Genomic DNA, 16,879 nt, shown 5'->3' with positions numbered 1-16,879 from the left:
CGCACGCGCCGCGCCGTCCCTTGTCTTATGTGAAGCAGTATTTTGCCATGGCCGCGCCGACCCAGCAGAAGTTCGCCCTCCCGACGCTGACGGCCATGGTCGTCGGCTCCATGGTCGGGGCGGGCATCTTTTCGCTGCCGCAGACTTTCGGGCGCGTCACCGGCGGGCTGGGCGCGATCATCGCCTGGTGCATCGCGGGCGGGGGCATGCTCATGCTCGCCTTCGTGTTCCAGACCCTGGCGCGCCGCAAGCCCGCGCTGGATGCGGGGGTCTACGCCTATGCCAAAGCGGGGTTCGGCGATTATCTCGGGTTCCTCTCGGCGCTCGGCTACTGGACGGTCTGCTGCCTGGGCAACGTTTCCTACTGGGTGCTGATCAAGTCGACGCTGGGCGCGCTGTTTCCGGTCTTTGGGGACGGCAACACGGTGACGGCGGTCGCGCTGTCCTCGATGGGCGTCTGGCTGGTGCATTTCATGATCCTGCGCGGGGTGAAGCAGGCGGCGACGCTCAACACCATCGTGACGGTGGCGAAGATCATCCCGATCCTTGTCTTCCTCGGCGTGGTCGCGCTCGCCTTCAAGGCGGACCTCTTCGCCGCCAATTTCGATGGCGGCCCGCTGCTTGCGGCCGAGGGGCTGTTCACGCAGGTGCGCGGCACCATGCTGGTGACGGTGTTTGTCTTCGTCGGCATCGAGGGCGCCAGCGTCTATTCGCGTTTTGCCAAGAAGCGTTCCGATGTCGGCCTCGCCACGCTGCTGGGCTTTCTCGGCGTGCTGTGCCTGCTGGTGCTGGTGACGCTGCTGTCTTACGGCATCATGGCGCGCGCCGAGCTGGCGGGGCTGCGCAACCCTTCCATGGCCGGCGTGCTGCAGGCCGTGGTGGGGCCGTGGGGCGCGGTGTTCGTCAGCGTCGGGCTCATCGTTTCGGTGCTGGGGGCTTATCTGTCGTGGTCGCTGCTGGCGGCGGAGGTGCTGTTTTCGGCGGCGCGGACGGAGACCATGCCGGTCTTTCTGGCGGCGGAGAACCGCAACAAGGTGCCCTTCGCCGCGCTCTGGCTCACCAACCTGCTGATCCAGATCTTCCTCATCATGACGCTGTTCGCCGAGCAGGCCTTCCTGCTGGCACTCAAGCTCACCTCGTCCATGATCCTGCTGCCCTACCTGCTCACCGCGGCCTATGCGCTCAAGCTGGCCGTCACGGGGGAGAGCTACGGGCCGCAGCCGGATGGACAGGCCAAGGGCCGTGCCGGTGACCTCGCCCGCGCCGCGCTCGCCACGCTCTACACCGCCGGCCTCGTCTATGCCGGCGGGCTGACGTTCCTGCTGCTCTCGCTGGTGATCTATGCGCCCGGCACGGCGCTGTTCTTCCTCGCCCAGCGCGAGCGGGGTCAGCGTGTGTTCACCCCGGTGGAGGGCTTCATCTTCGCCGTGGCTGCCGCGGGCGCTGTCCTGGCGGTCTACGGGCTGGCGACCGGGCGCATCATCGTGTGAGGCGGCCCGGCCGGCCCGGCATCAGAACGATCCCATGATGGAGCCGATCGCGATCACCGCAACCAGCGCGATGATCGCGCCGACGATGCCTACCATCACGATGTCGAAATAGCTCTGCTTGTGCGTGGTGCCGCATACCGCGAGCAGCGTCACCACCGCCCCGTTATGGGGCAGGCTGTCCAGCGTTCCCGAGCCGATCACCGCCACGCGGTGCATCAGCGCCGGATCGAGCCCGATCTGCGCGGCGATCTGCATATAGGTGGGGCCCAGCGAATCGAGCGCGATGGTCAGGCCGCCCGAGGCCGAGCCGGTGAGCGCGGCGAGGATGTTGGTGGCAAAGGCGAGCGAGACCAGCGGGCCGCCCTCGATGCCAAGCACCCAGTCGCGCACCACCTCGAAGGCGGGCATGGCCGCGACCACGGCGCCGAAGCCCACCAGGCTCGCCACCGAGAAGATCGGCAGCACCGAGGCATTGGCGCCGGCGTCGATGGTGGACCTCAGGCCGGGAAAGCGCCGGTAATTGATCGCGATCACCGTCAGTATCGCGGCGAGCAGGGCGGTCGCAACGGACCACACGCCGCCCACCGCCGCGAGAGAGGTCGGCCCGAAGCGGGCCTCGGCGAGATAGGACACATCGAGGCGCGGCAGCACCACCAGCGACATGAGCAGGTTGACCACCACCACCACGGTCAGCGGCAGCATGGCGAGCAGGGGCGCCGGGTTGGTGTAGGCGTGCGCGCCGTTGTGGATTTCCACCGGGTCGAACTCGTGCGCCGTGGTGGCCCGCTCGCGTACCAGCGGGTCCTCCGCTGCCGCGTCGACCGGCGCGGGAGCCTCGTCGCCGAAACTCTCCCCGGCCGTGCGCGCGCGCCGCTCGGCACTGTTCAGCCACCACAGGCCGAAGCCCAGCATGATGGCGGAGGCGATGATGCCGAGCCCCGGCGCGGCGAAGGGCGTGGTGCCGAAGAACGGCATCGGGATCGCGTTCTGGATCGAGGGCGTGCCCGGCAGCGCCGACATGGTGAAGGTCGAGGTGCCCAACGCGATGGCGGCAGGCATCAGCCGGCGGGGAATGCCGGCGGCACGAAACAGCGCCAGCCCCATCGGCGCCAGCACGAAGAAGGCGACGAACAGGCTGACACCGCCATAGGTCACCAGCGCGCCGGCCAGAACCACGGCCAGCATGGCGCGGCTGGGTCCCAGCCTGTCGGTCATGAAATTGGCGATCGAGGTCACCGAACCGCTGTCGTCCATCAGCTTTCCGAACAGCGCGCCGAGCAGAAACAGGGGGAAGAACTGGGCGACGAAGCGCGCCGCGCTCCCCATGAAGGTCTGGGTCCAGTGCGCCAGCAGCGGTTCGCCGGCAAAGCCCGCGGCGATGAGCGCGGCGATCGGGGCCAGCAGCAGCACGCTCCAGCCGCGGAAGGCGAGAAAGATCAGGACGCCGAGGCCAACGAGAATACCGAGCAGTCCCATGGGTCACACCCCTTCCAGCAGCACGTCGAGATCGATCGAGGAGCGTTTGCCAAGGCTCGCCCCGTCGTTCTCCAGGAACGCGGACGCCGACTTGCGGCCCTCCTCGCGCAGCATGGTCAGGAACTCCCATTCGGCGTTCAGCTTCGAGGAATAGCCCAGCGTTTCCATGATCGGGTTGCGCACCATGTGGATGCGCATCTTCGCCCATTGCGCGCCCTCGGTGTCGCCGGGATCGGCCACCTTGCGCAGCAGGGCGATCATGCGCAGTTCCTTGAGCAGCGAGGCATTGAACGACACTTCGTTGAGCCGGTTGAGGATTTCCGCCGCCGAGCGGGGCGTGCCCGGGCGTTCCACCGGGTTGATCGGGATCAGGATGGTGTCGTCGGAATCCAGCTCGCGCACCAGCGGCGTCATGGTCGGATTGCCGGAATACCCGCCATCCCAATACGCCTCGCCGTCGATCTCCACCGCCTGGAACAGGGTGGGAAGGCACGCGGAGGCCATCAGCACGTCGGGCGTCACCTCCGCGTTGCGGAACACGCGTCCGCGTCCGGTGCGCACATTGGTGGCGGTGATGAAGATCTTCACCGGCGAGGTCTTCAGCCGCTCGAAGTCGATCAACCCTTCCAGAATGTCGCGCAGCGGATTGCCGCCGCCGGGATTGAGGTCGTAGGGCGAATAGAGCCGCGACATCAGGTCCATGGCGATGAACATCGGCGAGGTATCGAGCGTCCATCGCCCCAGCATGCGGTCGAGCGGTCCGCGCTGGAACGGGCTGAAGCGCGCCCCTTCCGAGACCTTCCGCCAGAAGGTCTCCAGCGCGGTCCGCGCGCCCTGCGCCCCACCGGCGGCAAAACCGTCCGCCAGCACGGCGGCGTTCATCGCCCCTGCCGAGGTCCCGGAAATACCGTCGATCTTCAGCCAGTCCTCTTCCAGCAGCCGGTCCAGCACGCCCCAGGTGAAGGCGCCATGTGAACCGCCGCCCTGCAGCGCAAAGTCGATCAGCACCGGCTGGCGTCGGCTGGCGTCGTCCGCGTCCGGGGCGGAGGGCACGGGCGGGAGCGAGGTTCGGCGGGGCGATCGCGACATAGGCAGAACTCCGGCTGTCGCCGCGGCCCGCTGGGCGGTGCGGCACGCGAGGGGTAGACCATCCCGGTCAACCCCTCGTGACATGCTGCATATGCGAAGGAGCGTTGTCTATCAGCGCTGCGTTTCACACCTAGGCCGACCGTTCCAGCTCCATGGCGCGCGCGGCCGCCCGTCTCACGCCACCTGGCGCAGCAGGCGGGAGGCAAGCAGCCGCCGCGTATAGGGATCGCGCACATGTGTGCCATCCAGCATGGCGGCGTCGCAGCGCTCGACGATGCGCCCCCTGTTCATCACCAGCACCTCGTCGGAGATCCAGCGGACCGCCTCGATGTCGTGGCCGACGAACAGCATGGCGAAGCCACGCTCGGTCTGGAGGCGTCGAAGCAGTTCGAGGATCTGCACCTTGACGCTCATGTCGAGCGCCGAGATCACCTCGTCGCAGATCAGCACGCGCGGCTCGCACAGCAGCGCGCGGGCGATGCAGGCGCGCTGGCGCTGGCCGCCGGAAAGCTGGTGGGGAAAGCGCGCCATGTGCTCACGCTCCAGCCCCACCTCGTCAAGCGCGGCGGCGATGCGGGCGGGGTGCTCGCGTGCGGCCAGCCCCGCCAGTCCCAGCGGCTCGCCCAGAGCGCGCCCGATCGTCAGGCGCGGGTTAAGCGCGCCATAAGGGTTCTGGAACACCATCTGGCATTGGCGGCGTAGCGCCTGCGGCAGGCCGGGACCGCCTGACGTCAGATCATGGCCCAGCACGCGCACCCGTCCTTGCGCCAGCGGACGCAGCCCCGCCAGCGCGGCGGCAAGCGTGCTCTTGCCGGAACCGGATTCGCCCAGCAGCCCCACCGTGCGGCCGGGCGTGAGCCGAAGCGCGGCGTCGTGCACGGCGCGGAACGGCCGGTCGAACAGGCGGCGGGCGGGATAGTCGATGCACACCCCCTCCGCCTGCACCAGCGCCTCGACCGGTGTCGCGTCTTTGGTGGTCTTGGCTGCGTCGGGCGGGGAGGCATCCGCCCCGTCGAGCCGGTGCCGCGCACCGACGAGGCGCATGGTGTAGACATCGCTCGGGCGGGTCAGGACCCGTTCCGCCGCTCCCCTCTCGACGATCCGCCCGCGCTGCATCACCACGATCTCATGCGCCAGCGCGCCGGCCACGGAGAGGTCGTGGGTGATGATGAGCATGGCAAGGGCGCGGCGCTGCTGCAGCCGGGCCAGCAGGGCGACGATGTCCGCCTGCACGCTGGCATCGAGCGCGCTGGTCGGCTCGTCCGCGATCAGCATGTCCGGCTCGCCGGCCAGTGCCATGGCGATCATCGCCCGCTGCTGTTGGCCGCCCGAAAGCTGGTGCGGGTAGCGCCGCGCCAGCGCCGCCGGATCGGGTAGCTCGACTTCGGCGAGACGCTCCACGACTGTCCGCGCCCGCGCGGCACGCCCGGTGACGCCCGCGCGCCTCAGGGCCTCGTCGATCTGTTGGTCGATCCGCATGAAGGGGTTGAGGCAGGCCATCGGGTCCTGGAACACCATGGCGATACGCCGCCCGCGCAGCGGACGCCAGCCGCGTTCGTCGCGCGGGGCGAGCGCGTGCCCGGCGAAGGCGAGGCGCGTCGCGGGGTCGATGTCGAGCCCCTCCGGGAGCAGCCCCAGAAGGGTGAGCGCGGTGAGCGACTTGCCTGAGCCGGATTCGCCGATCACCGCCAGCGTGCGGCCCGCTTCCAGCTCCAGCGACACGCCATTGACCAGCCGCCGTCCGCGCGTGGAGATGGTGAGGTTGTGGACCGACAGCAGTGGCGCGTTCATGACGGCATTCTCACGGGGACATTCGGGGGTCGATCAGGCGGTGCAGTAGGTCGGTGGCCGCGTTGACCACCACCAGCGTCACCGCCACCACCACGATGGTCGCCTGGATCACGGGATAGTCGCGGCCCTGGATGGCGTTCAGCATCAGGCTGCCGATGCCGGGAAGGCCGAACAGCACTTCGAGCGTGAGGGTTCCCGCGACCAGGCTGGTCAGCACAAGGCCCGAGAGCGCGAGCGTCACCGGCACGGCGGTGGGCAGCAGGTGGCGCAGCGTCACCCGCCAGCGCGAGAGTCCCTTGGCCCGCGCGGTGCGCACATGGGCCGAGGTCGCCGCCTCCCGCAATTCCTCATAGAGCGGCTTCACGATCAGTCCCGCGCTGTCGATGCCGATAATGATCACCGGAAGGATCATCGAGCCGATGACCGGCAGCCAGTGCAACCAGATCGAGAACACCAGGATGCCGACCACGCCGACGCAGAAGGTGGGAAGCGCGATCGACCAGACGTTGAACAGATCCACCAGTGCGCGCAGCGTCCCGCTGCCGGTCGTCACCGCGCCGATGGCGATGCCGCCGGCGAGCAGCAGCCCGAAGGCGAAGCTGAGGCCGGTGAACAGCAGGGTTACCGGCACGGCGGTCGCCAGCATGCCCGACACCGGGCGCCCGAAGCGGATGGACTGGCCGAAATCCCCCTGCAGCGCGTGCCAGCTCCAGGCCGCCATCTGCTCGGGGATCGGCCGGTCGAGCCCCAGCTCATGGCGCAGCGCGATCTGCTGGAAAGTCGTCAGGTCTCCCTCCAGCCCCTTCACGTCGACCGCGTCGCCGGGAATGAGGCGGGCGAGCAGGAACACGATGATCACGATGCCCGCGGCCTGTGCCACCATGCGCGCAAGGGTGAGGAAGACGGGCGCCAGACGGCGCAGCGCGGCGGCGTTCATCACGGTTCTCTCGCCGTTTCGCGCAGAGGGTCGAGCGCGCGGCGCACCGCTTCGCCAAGGATGGACAGCGAGAGCGTGAGCAGGATGATGGCGAGCACCGGCGCGAGGATCGCGTGCGGTGAGATCTCGATATAGTGGCTGGCATCGGCGACCATGCGGCCCCAGGTCGGCTCGTCGGGCGAGGAGCCGAGCCCGAGGAAGCTGAGCACCGATTCGGTCACAACGCAGCGCGGCAACAGGATCGCGGCCTGGGTGACGAGCCCGCCGGCAAGGTTCGGCGCCAGATGCAGGCGCAGCACATGCAGCCTTCCCCCGCCGAACAGCCGGGCGGCGGCGACATAGTCCTTCGCCGCCTCGCGGTGGAAGATGGCGCGGGCGACATAGGCGAAGAACGGCGCGAAGGCGATGCCGAGCGCGATCACCACCGGCCCCGCGCCCGCACCCAGCGCCACGATCAGCAGCAGCGCGAGCAGCACATCGGGCAGCGCCCGCACCAGATCGATGGCGGCGAACATGCCGCGCTCGGCCCAGCGCCCGAAGGAAAGCGCGACCAGCCCCAGCCCGCCGCCCAGCACGAAGGCGACGAGGGCGCCGCCGAAGCCGACCTCGAGCGTGGTGCGCGCGCCCATGACGAGGCGCGAGAACACGTCGCGCCCCATATGGTCGGTGCCGAGCCAGTGAACCGGGCCGGGCGGCTGGTTCAGCGCCATCAGGTCCTGATCGAGCGGATCGAACGGCGCGATCAGAGGCGCGGCGAGCGCCAGCGCCAGGATAAGCGCCAGCACGATGGCAGCGATCGCGGTGCGCGGGGGCGGCCCGCGCCGCACCCTCTCGCGCGCCTCCGTGGGGAGGGCGAGGGTCACGACCGGCCCGCGAGCCAGGTCTGGGCGACGCCGCCATCGGCGCGGTTGGGCGACCAGGTGAAGCCCGGCTCGTAACCCTCGACGTCCTTGCGGATGACGATCTGGTCGGCATCGAGGCCGAGGGCGACGACATAATACTTGTCCATCACCAGCTTCCAGGCGTCGAGATAGAGCTGGCGGCGGGTCGCGAGGTCGGTCTCGGCCACGGCCTTCTTCACCAGCGCGTCGTAGGCGTCATCCTGGATGCCGCCCCACAGCACCGGGTTCGGGCCGTCGCTCATCATGCGGACATAGCGCAGGAACACGTCGGCGCGCGGGCCCGAGCTCATGCAGTTCATGTCCCAGTCATACTGGCCCAGCCGCTTCTGCGTGCCGATGTCGTCCAGCGCGACATGGTTCACCTTGAAGCCGAGCTTGCGCACCATCTGCACCACGACCTGCGGATAGTTCTCCTGCCAGGAGACGAATTCGATGGTCTCCTTGGTGGGGTCGACGCCGGCCTCCTTCAGCAGCGCCTTCGCCTTGTCGAGATCCGCCGTCGCATGCGGGTCGGCCTTGAACAGGGCCTCGTCGAAATAGACGTTCCCGGGGCCGACCATCTGGTTGGACACCACGCCGGTGCCCGCCGAGGCGAAGTTGATGAACGCGGCCTTGTCGATGGCGTAGGTCAGCGCCTGGCGCACGCGCACGTCGTCGAAGGGCGCGCGGGGTTTGCGGTTGTTGAAGGCGACGAAGTACCAGCCGGCGTCCTTCAGCTGGGAGACGCGCAGGTTCGGATCGCCAGCCAGCTGCTTGGCGATGTCGGCGGGCACGTTGGCGATATCAATCTCGCCGGCGCGCAGGGCGAGCTGGCGGTCGGCGCCATCGCGCAGGTCCGCCTCGATGGCCGCGAGGTAGGGCATGCCCTTGCGCCAGTAGGCGGTGTTGGCGGGTGCGGTCAGCTTCACCTTGGGCTGCCATTCGCCGAACATGAACGGGCCGGTGCCGATCGGGGTGGTGATGGTCTCGTCCCAGCCCGGCGATCTGGGCGAGAGGATCCACAGTTCGCTCATCAGATTCACCAGCGGGGCATAGGGCTCGCGCATGGTGATGACGACGGTCTTCGCGTCAGCCGCCTTCACGTCATCGACCAGTTTCATGGCGGAGGCCAGCCAGCCGCCCTTCACCTTCTCCTTCACGCGGGTGATGTTGGCCACCACGTCGTCGGCGTTCATCACCTCGCCATTGTGAAACGTCACGCCGTCGCGCAGCGTGAAGGTGTAGGTCTTGCCGTCCGGCGAGATGGCGAAGCTCTCGGCGAGGAATGGCTCGACCGAGCCATCGTCGCTGATCGAGGTCAGGGCCTCGGCATAGATCTGCTGCACGGCGATGGAGCCGGTATGGCGGTGCGGATCGGCGGTGTCGAGACCGAGCGTGGCGTAGCGCAGCACGCCGCCGCGTGCGGGGGCATCCGCGGCGCGCGCGCTCTGCGGCAGAAGACCGGTGAGGGAACCGGCCAAACCGGCGACGGCGGTGCCGGCGAGGAAGCTGCGGCGGCTGAGGTTTAGCGTGGTCATCGGCAAATCTCCGGGCAGTGGAGCTAGGTGAGTGTGAGAGCGGCGCGCGGGGCGATGCGCGGCACGGCGGGAACCTGGAGGGCCGCGCCGTCCATGCCGCCGGCCGGCAGGCCGAGATGGGTGAGCACGGTTGGCGCGATATCGATGATCCGCGCGGGCGTCTCGCGCACCCCGCCATCAATGAAGCCGGCGCCGTCCACGATCAGCACCGGTGCCTGTTCATGGGCGTTCAGGCCGCCATGCTGGCCGAAGCCGAGCCGGTCGGCCTTGGCCCCCTGCGGGCGGGCGGCCAGGCAGGAGCCGGGCACGCCATAGGCGTTCGGGGTGGCATCGCCCTTCATCGAGACCGCGAAGGCAAGACCGCCTGTCGGTGACTGGCCGAGCGCCGCGAGATCTCCGGCACCGAAAACGGCACCGGCCCAGGGACGGGATGTGAGAAAGTCACCGAGCCTGTCGCGCCGGGCCTCCTCTGTGCCCGCGAGATAGATCAGGGCCGAGGTGCCGTTGGAGCAGACAACGACGTCATCGGAATGAAGGTCGTCCTTCAGCCCGGCGCCAACCAGTTCCAGCTCGATGTCGATAATGCCGCTGACGCTTTCATGGCCATGGTCGGAGCCGGCGATCAGCAGTACGTCGTCTCCGGCCTCGCGCAGGGCGTCCACCGCCGCGACGACGCGGGCGAGATTGGCGTCGGCCGCCTTCAACACCGCGAGATGTTCGGGCGAGCCGAGCGCGGTGTTGTGCTGGATGTGGTCGGGCTCGCCCATCCACAGCACCGCGAGTGCCGGTCCGCCGGGCGCCAGCGCCTCCTGAATGAAGCGCGCCGTCATCGCTGCGTCCCCCGCCGCGTCGAGCGTCACGTCGAGGCCGTCCGCGAGCGGCACCCGCCCCGGTCCGAAGGAGCCGGCGCGGTGATAGACCCGCCCAAACCCGTCGGGATCATGGGCATAGGCCGCGCCGGGCGAGACGTTGTTGAAGATCATCGCGCCGCCGTGCCGTGCCACTCGCTCGGCCAGCGTCGGTACGGCGAGCGAGGTGCCGGTCACCTGCCGCTTCCACTGCAGGAAGTCCGGATGCCCGGCGTCGTGGCGCACCAGCCGTCCGTCCTCGATCAGCGCCATCGTGTTGCCGGCGAGCCCGTGCCGCGCCGGCCAGCAGCCGGTGGCCAGGGTCGACGAGACCACGCGCGTCGCCGACGGAAAAGCCGAACGGTAGCCGGCGAAGTACTCGCCGCGCTCCCTGAGTGCCGCGAGCGCCGGCGTGCGGCTCGCATCGACGAAATCACGGCGGAGCCCATCGAGAATGACGATGACGGTGCGGCGCATGGCTCACTCCACCCGGTTCAGCGCGAAGTCGAAAATGTCGAAGTTGCGCAGGCGGGCAGTGTCCGCCGCGCCGGTCAGGGGGTGGGAAAGGATGAACGGCACGCGCTGTTCGGACAGGCTGCCATGGGAACGCAGACGCTCGCCCGCGAGCTGGCCGACATCGTGATCGCTGGCCCGCGCCCCGAGTGCGGTGCCCGCCGCCCCGATCGCCACGAAATCCGCCTCGCGGTCTTCCGGCATCTCGAAACGTCGCGCGGCCTCGGCGCCGGAGAGCACCAGTTCGACGCCGGGCTGTGCCGCGACGATGGCACGTACCGCCTCCGGGTCGATGCCGTCCTTCAGCACATGCACCCGCACGAAGCCGCCAAGCGCGCCGTGATGGCGCACGAAGGGGTCGGTGATCGGGCAGATCACCCGCGTCGCCCCGGCGCCGAACGCTGTGTCGAGCACATCGCCGAGATAGGTCACGCGCGGTGCCCCGTCAGCACCGGCCATGTCGCTCATGCCGTGGTCGGCGGTCACGCCCACCACCGCGCCGAGCGCGATCATCCGGGCGAGGCGCGCATCGACCTTGCCCATGAAGGCCAGCGCCTCCGGGGCTTCCGGGGCGTGCTTATGCTGCACATAGTCGGACAGCGAGAGATAGAGCACATCCGCCCGGTCGGCCTCGATCAGCTTGATGCCCGCGTCGAGCACATAGAGCGAGAGCTCGGCCGAATACTGGTCGGGCTTGGCCAGTCCGAGAAATCCGGCGGCATTGTCGATGCCATGCTCTTCGAGGCTGGTTCCCTCGGCCCGCTCGGCGGAGAAGGCGATGCCGGTCAGCTCGAAGGCCAGCGCCTTGCGCAGCTTGTCCTTGGCGGTCACCACGGCGACACGGCTGCCGATGCCCGCCAGCCCGGCGAGAATGGTCGGCGCCCGCATCAGCGCGGCGTCCAGCATCATCACCGTCTCGCCGGTCGCCCGGTCGAGGTAGAAATTGCCGGCCACGCCATGCACGGCGGGCGGCGCGCCGCAGACGATGGACACATTGTTCGGGTTGGTGAAGGTCGGCATCGCGGCATCCGCCAGCGCGTCGAACCCCTCGCGCCGCATCCGGTCAAGCGTCGGCGTCATCCCGGCCCGCGTGGCGGCTTCGATATAGCCGGGGTCGCAGCCGTCGAAGCACACCACGACAGTGGTGCGCACGGGTTTGCGGTAGCGACGCTCGTTCACGACGACGTCGTTGCGTACGACCCCGTCCTCGCGCGGCGCGCCGGCGCCGGGCAATGCCATGTCCATCTCGACACTTTCGTAATTAAACTGTCGCATGCGGCGTGTATTATTGCCGTTTTGCGTGTTTATCGTGGTTGTTGCTGTAGTGTTTATTATTGAGTATCTTGTGTGTGAGTAAAGCGATATTAGTTCCGTCACTGTGTGAGTATATGGAACAGCGGCATGCGACGTATCCTTCCCCCGCTGAAAGCGCTTGTGGCATTCGAGGCGGTGGCCCGGATCGGGTCGGTCACGGCGGCGGCGGAGGAGCTGGGCGTCACGCACAGCGCGGTCAGCAAGCAGCTCGCGACCATCGAAGCGTGGTTCGGCACCCCGCTTTTTGAGAGCAACCGCCGGCACATGGTGGTAACCCCCGCCGCCGCCCAGCTCGCCCGCTCGACAGGCGCAGGGCTGGACCTCATCGCCTCCGCAGCGCAGGCCTTTGCCCCGCAGGCGGCGCCCGAGGTGCTGGAGGTCATCGCCCCGGCCACCTTCGCCATGCGCTGGTTGATGCCGCGCCTGCCCGATTTCCAGGCCCGGATGGGTGATGTCGATGTGCGGGTGCGCCCGATCCACACCGGCGAGGACTGGTCCGGCATTCCCTTCGATGTGGTGATCCGGCGTGGCGAGGCGCTACAGGGCGATCTGCGCAGCGTCACTTTGCTGCGCGAGGAGATCGGCCTGCTGGCGCGGCCCGATCTCGCGGCCAGGCTCGCCTCCGGCCCGGCGGCGGGACCCATGGCACTGGCGGGTGTGCGGCTGCTGGAGGCGGTCACCCGTCCGGGAGAGCTGGCGCGCTGGCTGGTCGCGGCCGACCTTCCCGCCGATCTCGGTTCCGGGGCGGCGCGCTTCGGCCATTTCTACATCGCGCTGGAGGCCGCGCTGGCCGGGCAGGGCGTCCTCGCCGCGCCGATCGAGGTGGTGGGCGATCTGGTGGAGCGTGGCGATCTCGTCGAACCCTTTGCCGGGCTGCGCGTCCAGGGGCCGGAGTACCGGCTAGGCTATGCGCCGGCGGGGGAGAAGGCGGCGCTTGCCGCTGCCTTCAGTGCGTGGGCGGAGCAGCAGGCGGCGGCGCGATGAGGGCCCGCCCGTGTTCCACCACCCCGTCTTCCGCCACCCCGTCGTTCCGGCGGGCTCAGCGCCCCGGAACCGAGAGCAGATGGCGCACGGCCGGTGCCTCCGGGCCGCGATGGAAGCGCCGCACCTCGGCCTGAATTTCTGCATCGGCCCGCGAGACCCGCTTGTGCTGGCGCAGATGCTCGGCCCAGGATTCGACCATGAACCACTCCACCAGGATCTCCGGTTCCGCGGCGTCCTCGCTCACGCCCCAGCTGGAGGCGCCGTCGCGCCGTCTGGCGACGGAGAGCCGTCCGAGCGTGGCGAGAAATGCCGCGCGATCCTCCCGCGCGACACGATATTCGATGAGCACCAGCACGGGCCCGCGATCGCCCTCGACCGCCTCGGCGAGGATCGGCTCCGGCCAATGGTTTGAAGGTGTGAGGTCCGCCTCGCCCTCCGGGAGCCTGAGCCGGCTTCCCACCAGTCCGACCAGGATCAGCCCGGCTGCCGAGGCCAGCAGCGTGCGCGACAGGCCGATTTCCTGCGCCAGGAAGCCCCAGCCGAGGCTCCCGCAGGCCATGGCGCCGTTGAACACGGTGAGGTAGACGGCGAGCGCCCGCCCGCGCACCCAGTTCGGCAGGATGGATTGCGCGGTGGCGTTCAGCGTCGTGAGCGCGATGATCCAGGCGCCGCCCATCACGATGAGGATCGGCACCCCCGCCCATTTCGGCGGGGAAAGAGCCAGCGCGGCGGTGGTGAGCCCGGTGAGCAGCGCCGCCACAAGCATCATGCAGTCGGTATCGAGCCGGCTCCGCAGTTTCGGCATCAGTACCGCGCCGATGATCGCGCCGGCGCCGACCGAGCCCAGCAGCAGGCCGTAAAACGCCGCGTCCCCCTTCAGCAGGTCGCGGGCGACGAGCGGCAGAAGGGCCCAGATGGCGCTGGCGAAGGCGAAGAAGATGGCCGCGCGCGCCAGCACCACATGCAGTTCGCGGCTGGAGCGGGCATAGCGCAGCCCGGCGCGGAAGGCCCCGCCGAAGCGCTCGCCAAGGGCGTCATCGGCGGCCTTGGGACGTTTCCACCACAGCAGTGCCGCGACCACGACGGCATAGCTGGCAACGTCCACACCATAGGTGACGGCGGCCCCGAAGGCGGTCAGCAGCGCCCCGCCGGTCGCCGGACCGATGGCGCGTGAGATGTTGATGCCGAGCGAATTGAGCGCCACCGCGCTCCGCAGTTCGGTGCGCGGCACCAGTTCGGGCACGATCGACTGCCAGGTCGGCCCCACCAGCGCCGCGCCGATGCCGCCCAGGAAGGTCAGCATGATCAGCGACGAGACCGTCATGAGCCCGCCGGCGGCGAGCAGCATCAGCACGGCACTGACCACGCCGAGCAGAATCTGGACCGCGATCAGGAAGCGGCGGCGGTCGAGAATGTCGGAGAGCACGCCGGCGGGTATGGCCAGCAGGAAGATCGGCATCATGCCGGCGGCCTGGATCGCGGCCACCGCCGCCGGCGAGGCGGAAAGGTCGGTCACCAGCCAGCCGCTGGCGACATCGCGCATGAAGGTGCCGGTATTGCCCAGCACCGTTGCCGCCCAAAGCACCGCGAAGACCGGATGGCGCAGCGGTTCGAAGCTGCCGGGCCGAGGCGCGGGTGAGGGGGGCGGCGCGGGCGCGGCGGGGCTGTCGGTCACGGCGCAATCTCCGGGCGGCGGCAGGTTGGCCCCGCCGGTGCGTGACGGTTGCGCCCCCGGACCTTGCGGGCGGATAACTGCGAGGTCCGGGGGCGCGGGTTCAGCCCTCGATGAAGTCGAGCAGATCGGCGTTGATCACATCGGCATGGGTGGTGCACATGCCGTGCGGAAAGCCATTATAGACCTTGAGCACGCTGCCTTTGACAAGCTTGGCCGAGAGCGGCGCGGAATCGGCGAAGGGCACGATCTGGTCGTCGTCGCCATGCATGATCAGGGTTGGCACGTCGACCGCCTTCAGGTCCTCGGTAAAATCGGTTTCCGAGAATGCCTTGATGCCGTCGTAATGGGCCTTGGCGCCGCCCATCATGCCCTGCCGCCACCAGTTGTCGATGATCCCCTGCGACAGCGTCGCGCGGGGCCGGTTGAAGCCGTAGAACGGCCCGGCGGGCACATCGATGAAGAACTGCGCGCGGTTGGCGGCGAGCGCGGCGCGGAAGCCGTCGAACACCTCGATCGGCAGGCCGCCGGGATTGGCCTCGGTCTTCAGCATCAGCGGCGGCACCGCGCCGATCAGCACCAGCTTCGCCACCCGGCCCTTGCCATGCGAGACCGCATAGTGGAGCGCTTCGCCCCCGCCCGTGGAGTGGCCGATATTGATCGTTCCCTTGAGGTCGAGATGCTCGACCACGGCCGCCACGTCGGCGGCGTAGTGGTCCATGTCGTGGCCGTCCCACACCTGGGTCGAGCGGCCGTGGCCGCGCCGGTCATGGGCGACGACGCGGTAGCCCTTGGCCAGGAAGAACAGCATCTGGGCGTCCCAATCGTCTGAGGACAGCGGCCAGCCATGGTGGAAGACCACGGGTGTGGCGTCCTTCGGACCCCAGTCCTTGTAGAAGATCTCGATACCGTCCGTTGTGGTGATGCTGGGCATGGGAGGTTTCCTTCGCATAAAGGGGACAAGCGTTAGGCGCGGCGAACCTTTGGTGCTGAGAACCAGCAGAAGGGCACGCCGGGATCGGACGCGGCGATCCGACGGCGCACCGGACGCAGGATCGTGCCGGAATCCGGGAATTGGCGGAAGCCCAACTCCGGTACCGGGTGTGGCGATGGCGGTCTCATGCCGTCGTCCCGAAGGATGTCCGAAACCGCGGCTTTTTGTATCGTGTGCGATCTTTCTGTCTTGAACGAAAGTGCCCTCGGCACCTGCCCCATCTCGCGCCCGGGGCGGCCGTCATCAGTGGTGGCTGCGCCAGATGCCGGGCGATGCGCCGGTCAGGCGCGTCAGCAGGCGGGTCATGTGGCTCTGGTCGGAAAAGCCGCACTGCGCGGCGATCTCGGCGAGCGGCAGGCGCGAGGCGATGAGCAGCACCAGCGCCCGCTCGATACGCTGCACCAAGAGCCATTGATGGGGCGTGGCGCCGGTGGCCTCGCGAAAACCGCGAATGAAGTGGCTTCGCGAGATGCCGCAGGCGTCCGCGATGTCGGCGATCAGCACCGTGCCCTCTGCGTCCGCCAGCAGCATTTCCTTGGCGCGCGAAACCTGAGCGGGCGCGAGGCGCCGCCCCTCGCGCGGGCGCTTGCCGTGATGGCGCGCGGCAAGATGGGTCTGCATCGCGCACACCACCTGCTCCACGAAGAGCGGCGAGGCGTGGTGGGCGGGATCGAGCGAGGGCAACAGCGCGCGGGCAAGGCACGCCAGCATCGGGTCCCTTTCCCCCGGCACGCACTCCAGCCCTTCGGCCTGGGGCAGGTCCAGCTCGGCGAAGGTCCGGTCGAGAGCCGTCTGCGAAAGCTCCAGCAGGAAGAAGTCGAACCCGGTCTCGACATCGGCGCGGTAAACGTCGGAGAAGGACCGCACATAGCAGGCGCCCTCGTCGAACCGGTAGGTGGACGAGCGGTTGCCACGAAAGATCCGGCGGCTGTGCCCGGGGGCGAGCGCGACGCCGACCAGCAGTCCACGGCGGCTCGCCGGCGTTTCGATCTGGCTTAGCTGCGCGCCGCCATGCCTCTTGCGGTGGAGGGTGAAGCCGGGCCCGCCCAGCGTCTGGTCGCAGTCGAGCGCTTGCCGCGCGCAACCCAGCCCGTCTTGTTTCGGCGGGGGCGCGGCTAGGAGTTTCGCCGCACGGGTGGTGATGGGCGGCGTCACGACATTCATGGCGTGGTCCGCATCATCCCGTTCGCGGCCGGCCGGTGGCTGCATGGTGACGTCATCGCAGGGCGCTCATGGGTCGATTGTCAATCGTGCACGATAGAAATCGCACGTTTCACTCGCGTTCGCATCCCCGTCTGAAGTCGAATGCAGCCCGCCCGCGTCACGCTCGCCTGACGGTTGGTTGAAACGAT

At 68.9% G+C, this 16,879-nt stretch carries 13 protein-coding genes; 2 read left to right on the top strand and 11 right to left on the bottom strand.

What is annotated here, in order from left to right; genetic code table 11:
- The first annotated feature begins 47 nt into the window (after positions 1 to 47).
- On the top strand, positions 48 to 1,490 hold the full coding sequence (locus tag G3A50_RS07945; protein ID WP_163074735.1) for a basic amino acid/polyamine antiporter: 1,443 nt from the start codon (positions 48 to 50) through the stop codon (positions 1,488 to 1,490).
- Positions 1,491 to 1,511: 21 nt separating this feature from the next.
- Here the strand turns inward: G3A50_RS07945 and G3A50_RS07940 are convergent, their stop codons facing one another.
- The 8 genes from G3A50_RS07940 to phnA form a co-directional block, all read right to left on the bottom strand.
- Positions 1,512 to 2,966 carry a GntP family permease gene (locus tag G3A50_RS07940; protein ID WP_163074734.1) on the bottom strand — a complete coding sequence of 485 codons (1,455 nt, stop codon included), beginning with the start codon at positions 2,964 to 2,966 and terminating at the stop codon, positions 1,512 to 1,514.
- Between the two features lie 3 nt (positions 2,967 to 2,969).
- On the bottom strand, positions 2,970 to 4,055 hold the full coding sequence (locus G3A50_RS07935) for a patatin-like phospholipase family protein (RefSeq protein WP_163074733.1): 1,086 nt from the start codon (positions 4,053 to 4,055) through the stop codon (positions 2,970 to 2,972).
- Between the two features lie 174 nt (positions 4,056 to 4,229).
- On the bottom strand, positions 4,230 to 5,846 hold the full coding sequence (locus G3A50_RS07930) for a dipeptide ABC transporter ATP-binding protein (protein WP_163074732.1): 1,617 nt from the start codon (positions 5,844 to 5,846) through the stop codon (positions 4,230 to 4,232).
- Between the two features lie 10 nt (positions 5,847 to 5,856).
- The gene (locus tag G3A50_RS07925; protein WP_210255251.1) at positions 5,857 to 6,783 is read right to left on the bottom strand and encodes an ABC transporter permease; all 927 of its coding nucleotides are present in this window, start codon (positions 6,781 to 6,783) and stop codon (positions 5,857 to 5,859) included.
- The gene (locus G3A50_RS07920; RefSeq protein ID WP_210255250.1) at positions 6,783 to 7,646 is read right to left on the bottom strand and encodes an ABC transporter permease; all 864 of its coding nucleotides are present in this window, start codon (positions 7,644 to 7,646) and stop codon (positions 6,783 to 6,785) included. The genes G3A50_RS07925 and G3A50_RS07920 overlap by 1 nt, the downstream gene beginning before the upstream one ends.
- On the bottom strand, positions 7,643 to 9,202 hold the full coding sequence (locus tag G3A50_RS07915) for an ABC transporter substrate-binding protein (RefSeq protein ID WP_163074731.1): 1,560 nt from the start codon (positions 9,200 to 9,202) through the stop codon (positions 7,643 to 7,645). The genes G3A50_RS07920 and G3A50_RS07915 overlap by 4 nt, the downstream gene beginning before the upstream one ends.
- Positions 9,203 to 9,225: 23 nt before the next feature.
- The gene (locus G3A50_RS07910) at positions 9,226 to 10,527 is read right to left on the bottom strand and encodes an alkaline phosphatase family protein (protein ID WP_163074730.1); all 1,302 of its coding nucleotides are present in this window, start codon (positions 10,525 to 10,527) and stop codon (positions 9,226 to 9,228) included.
- 3 nt (positions 10,528 to 10,530) lie between these two features.
- Positions 10,531 to 11,838: a phosphonoacetate hydrolase gene (gene phnA / locus G3A50_RS07905; RefSeq protein WP_246252226.1), complete on the bottom strand. Its 1,308-nt coding sequence runs from the start codon at positions 11,836 to 11,838 to the stop codon at positions 10,531 to 10,533.
- 126 nt (positions 11,839 to 11,964) lie between these two features.
- Between phnA and G3A50_RS07900 the strand changes: the two genes are divergently transcribed.
- Positions 11,965 to 12,861: a LysR family transcriptional regulator gene (locus G3A50_RS07900; RefSeq protein ID WP_163074728.1), complete on the top strand. Its 897-nt coding sequence runs from the start codon at positions 11,965 to 11,967 to the stop codon at positions 12,859 to 12,861.
- A 55-nt stretch (positions 12,862 to 12,916) separates the two neighbouring features.
- Here the strand turns inward: G3A50_RS07900 and G3A50_RS07895 are convergent, their stop codons facing one another.
- The 3 genes from G3A50_RS07895 to G3A50_RS07885 all read right to left on the bottom strand — a co-directional run bounded on the left by G3A50_RS07895 (position 12,917) and on the right by G3A50_RS07885 (position 16,736).
- Positions 12,917 to 14,536: an MFS transporter gene (locus G3A50_RS07895; protein WP_163074727.1), complete on the bottom strand. Its 1,620-nt coding sequence runs from the start codon at positions 14,534 to 14,536 to the stop codon at positions 12,917 to 12,919.
- A gap of 100 nt (positions 14,537 to 14,636) precedes the next feature.
- On the bottom strand, positions 14,637 to 15,467 hold the full coding sequence (locus tag G3A50_RS07890; protein WP_163074726.1) for an alpha/beta fold hydrolase: 831 nt from the start codon (positions 15,465 to 15,467) through the stop codon (positions 14,637 to 14,639).
- Between the two features lie 303 nt (positions 15,468 to 15,770).
- The gene (locus tag G3A50_RS07885) at positions 15,771 to 16,736 is read right to left on the bottom strand and encodes a helix-turn-helix transcriptional regulator (RefSeq protein ID WP_210255249.1); all 966 of its coding nucleotides are present in this window, start codon (positions 16,734 to 16,736) and stop codon (positions 15,771 to 15,773) included.
- Between the last annotated feature and the right edge of the window lie 143 nt (positions 16,737 to 16,879).

The sequence above is a fragment of the Ancylobacter pratisalsi genome (assembly GCF_010669125.1).
In the GTDB taxonomy this organism is placed as follows: Bacteria; Pseudomonadota; Alphaproteobacteria; order Rhizobiales; family Xanthobacteraceae; genus Ancylobacter; species Ancylobacter pratisalsi.
Note: the sequence above shows the minus strand (reverse complement) of the source record. Positions and strands in the feature narration are given on the sequence as shown.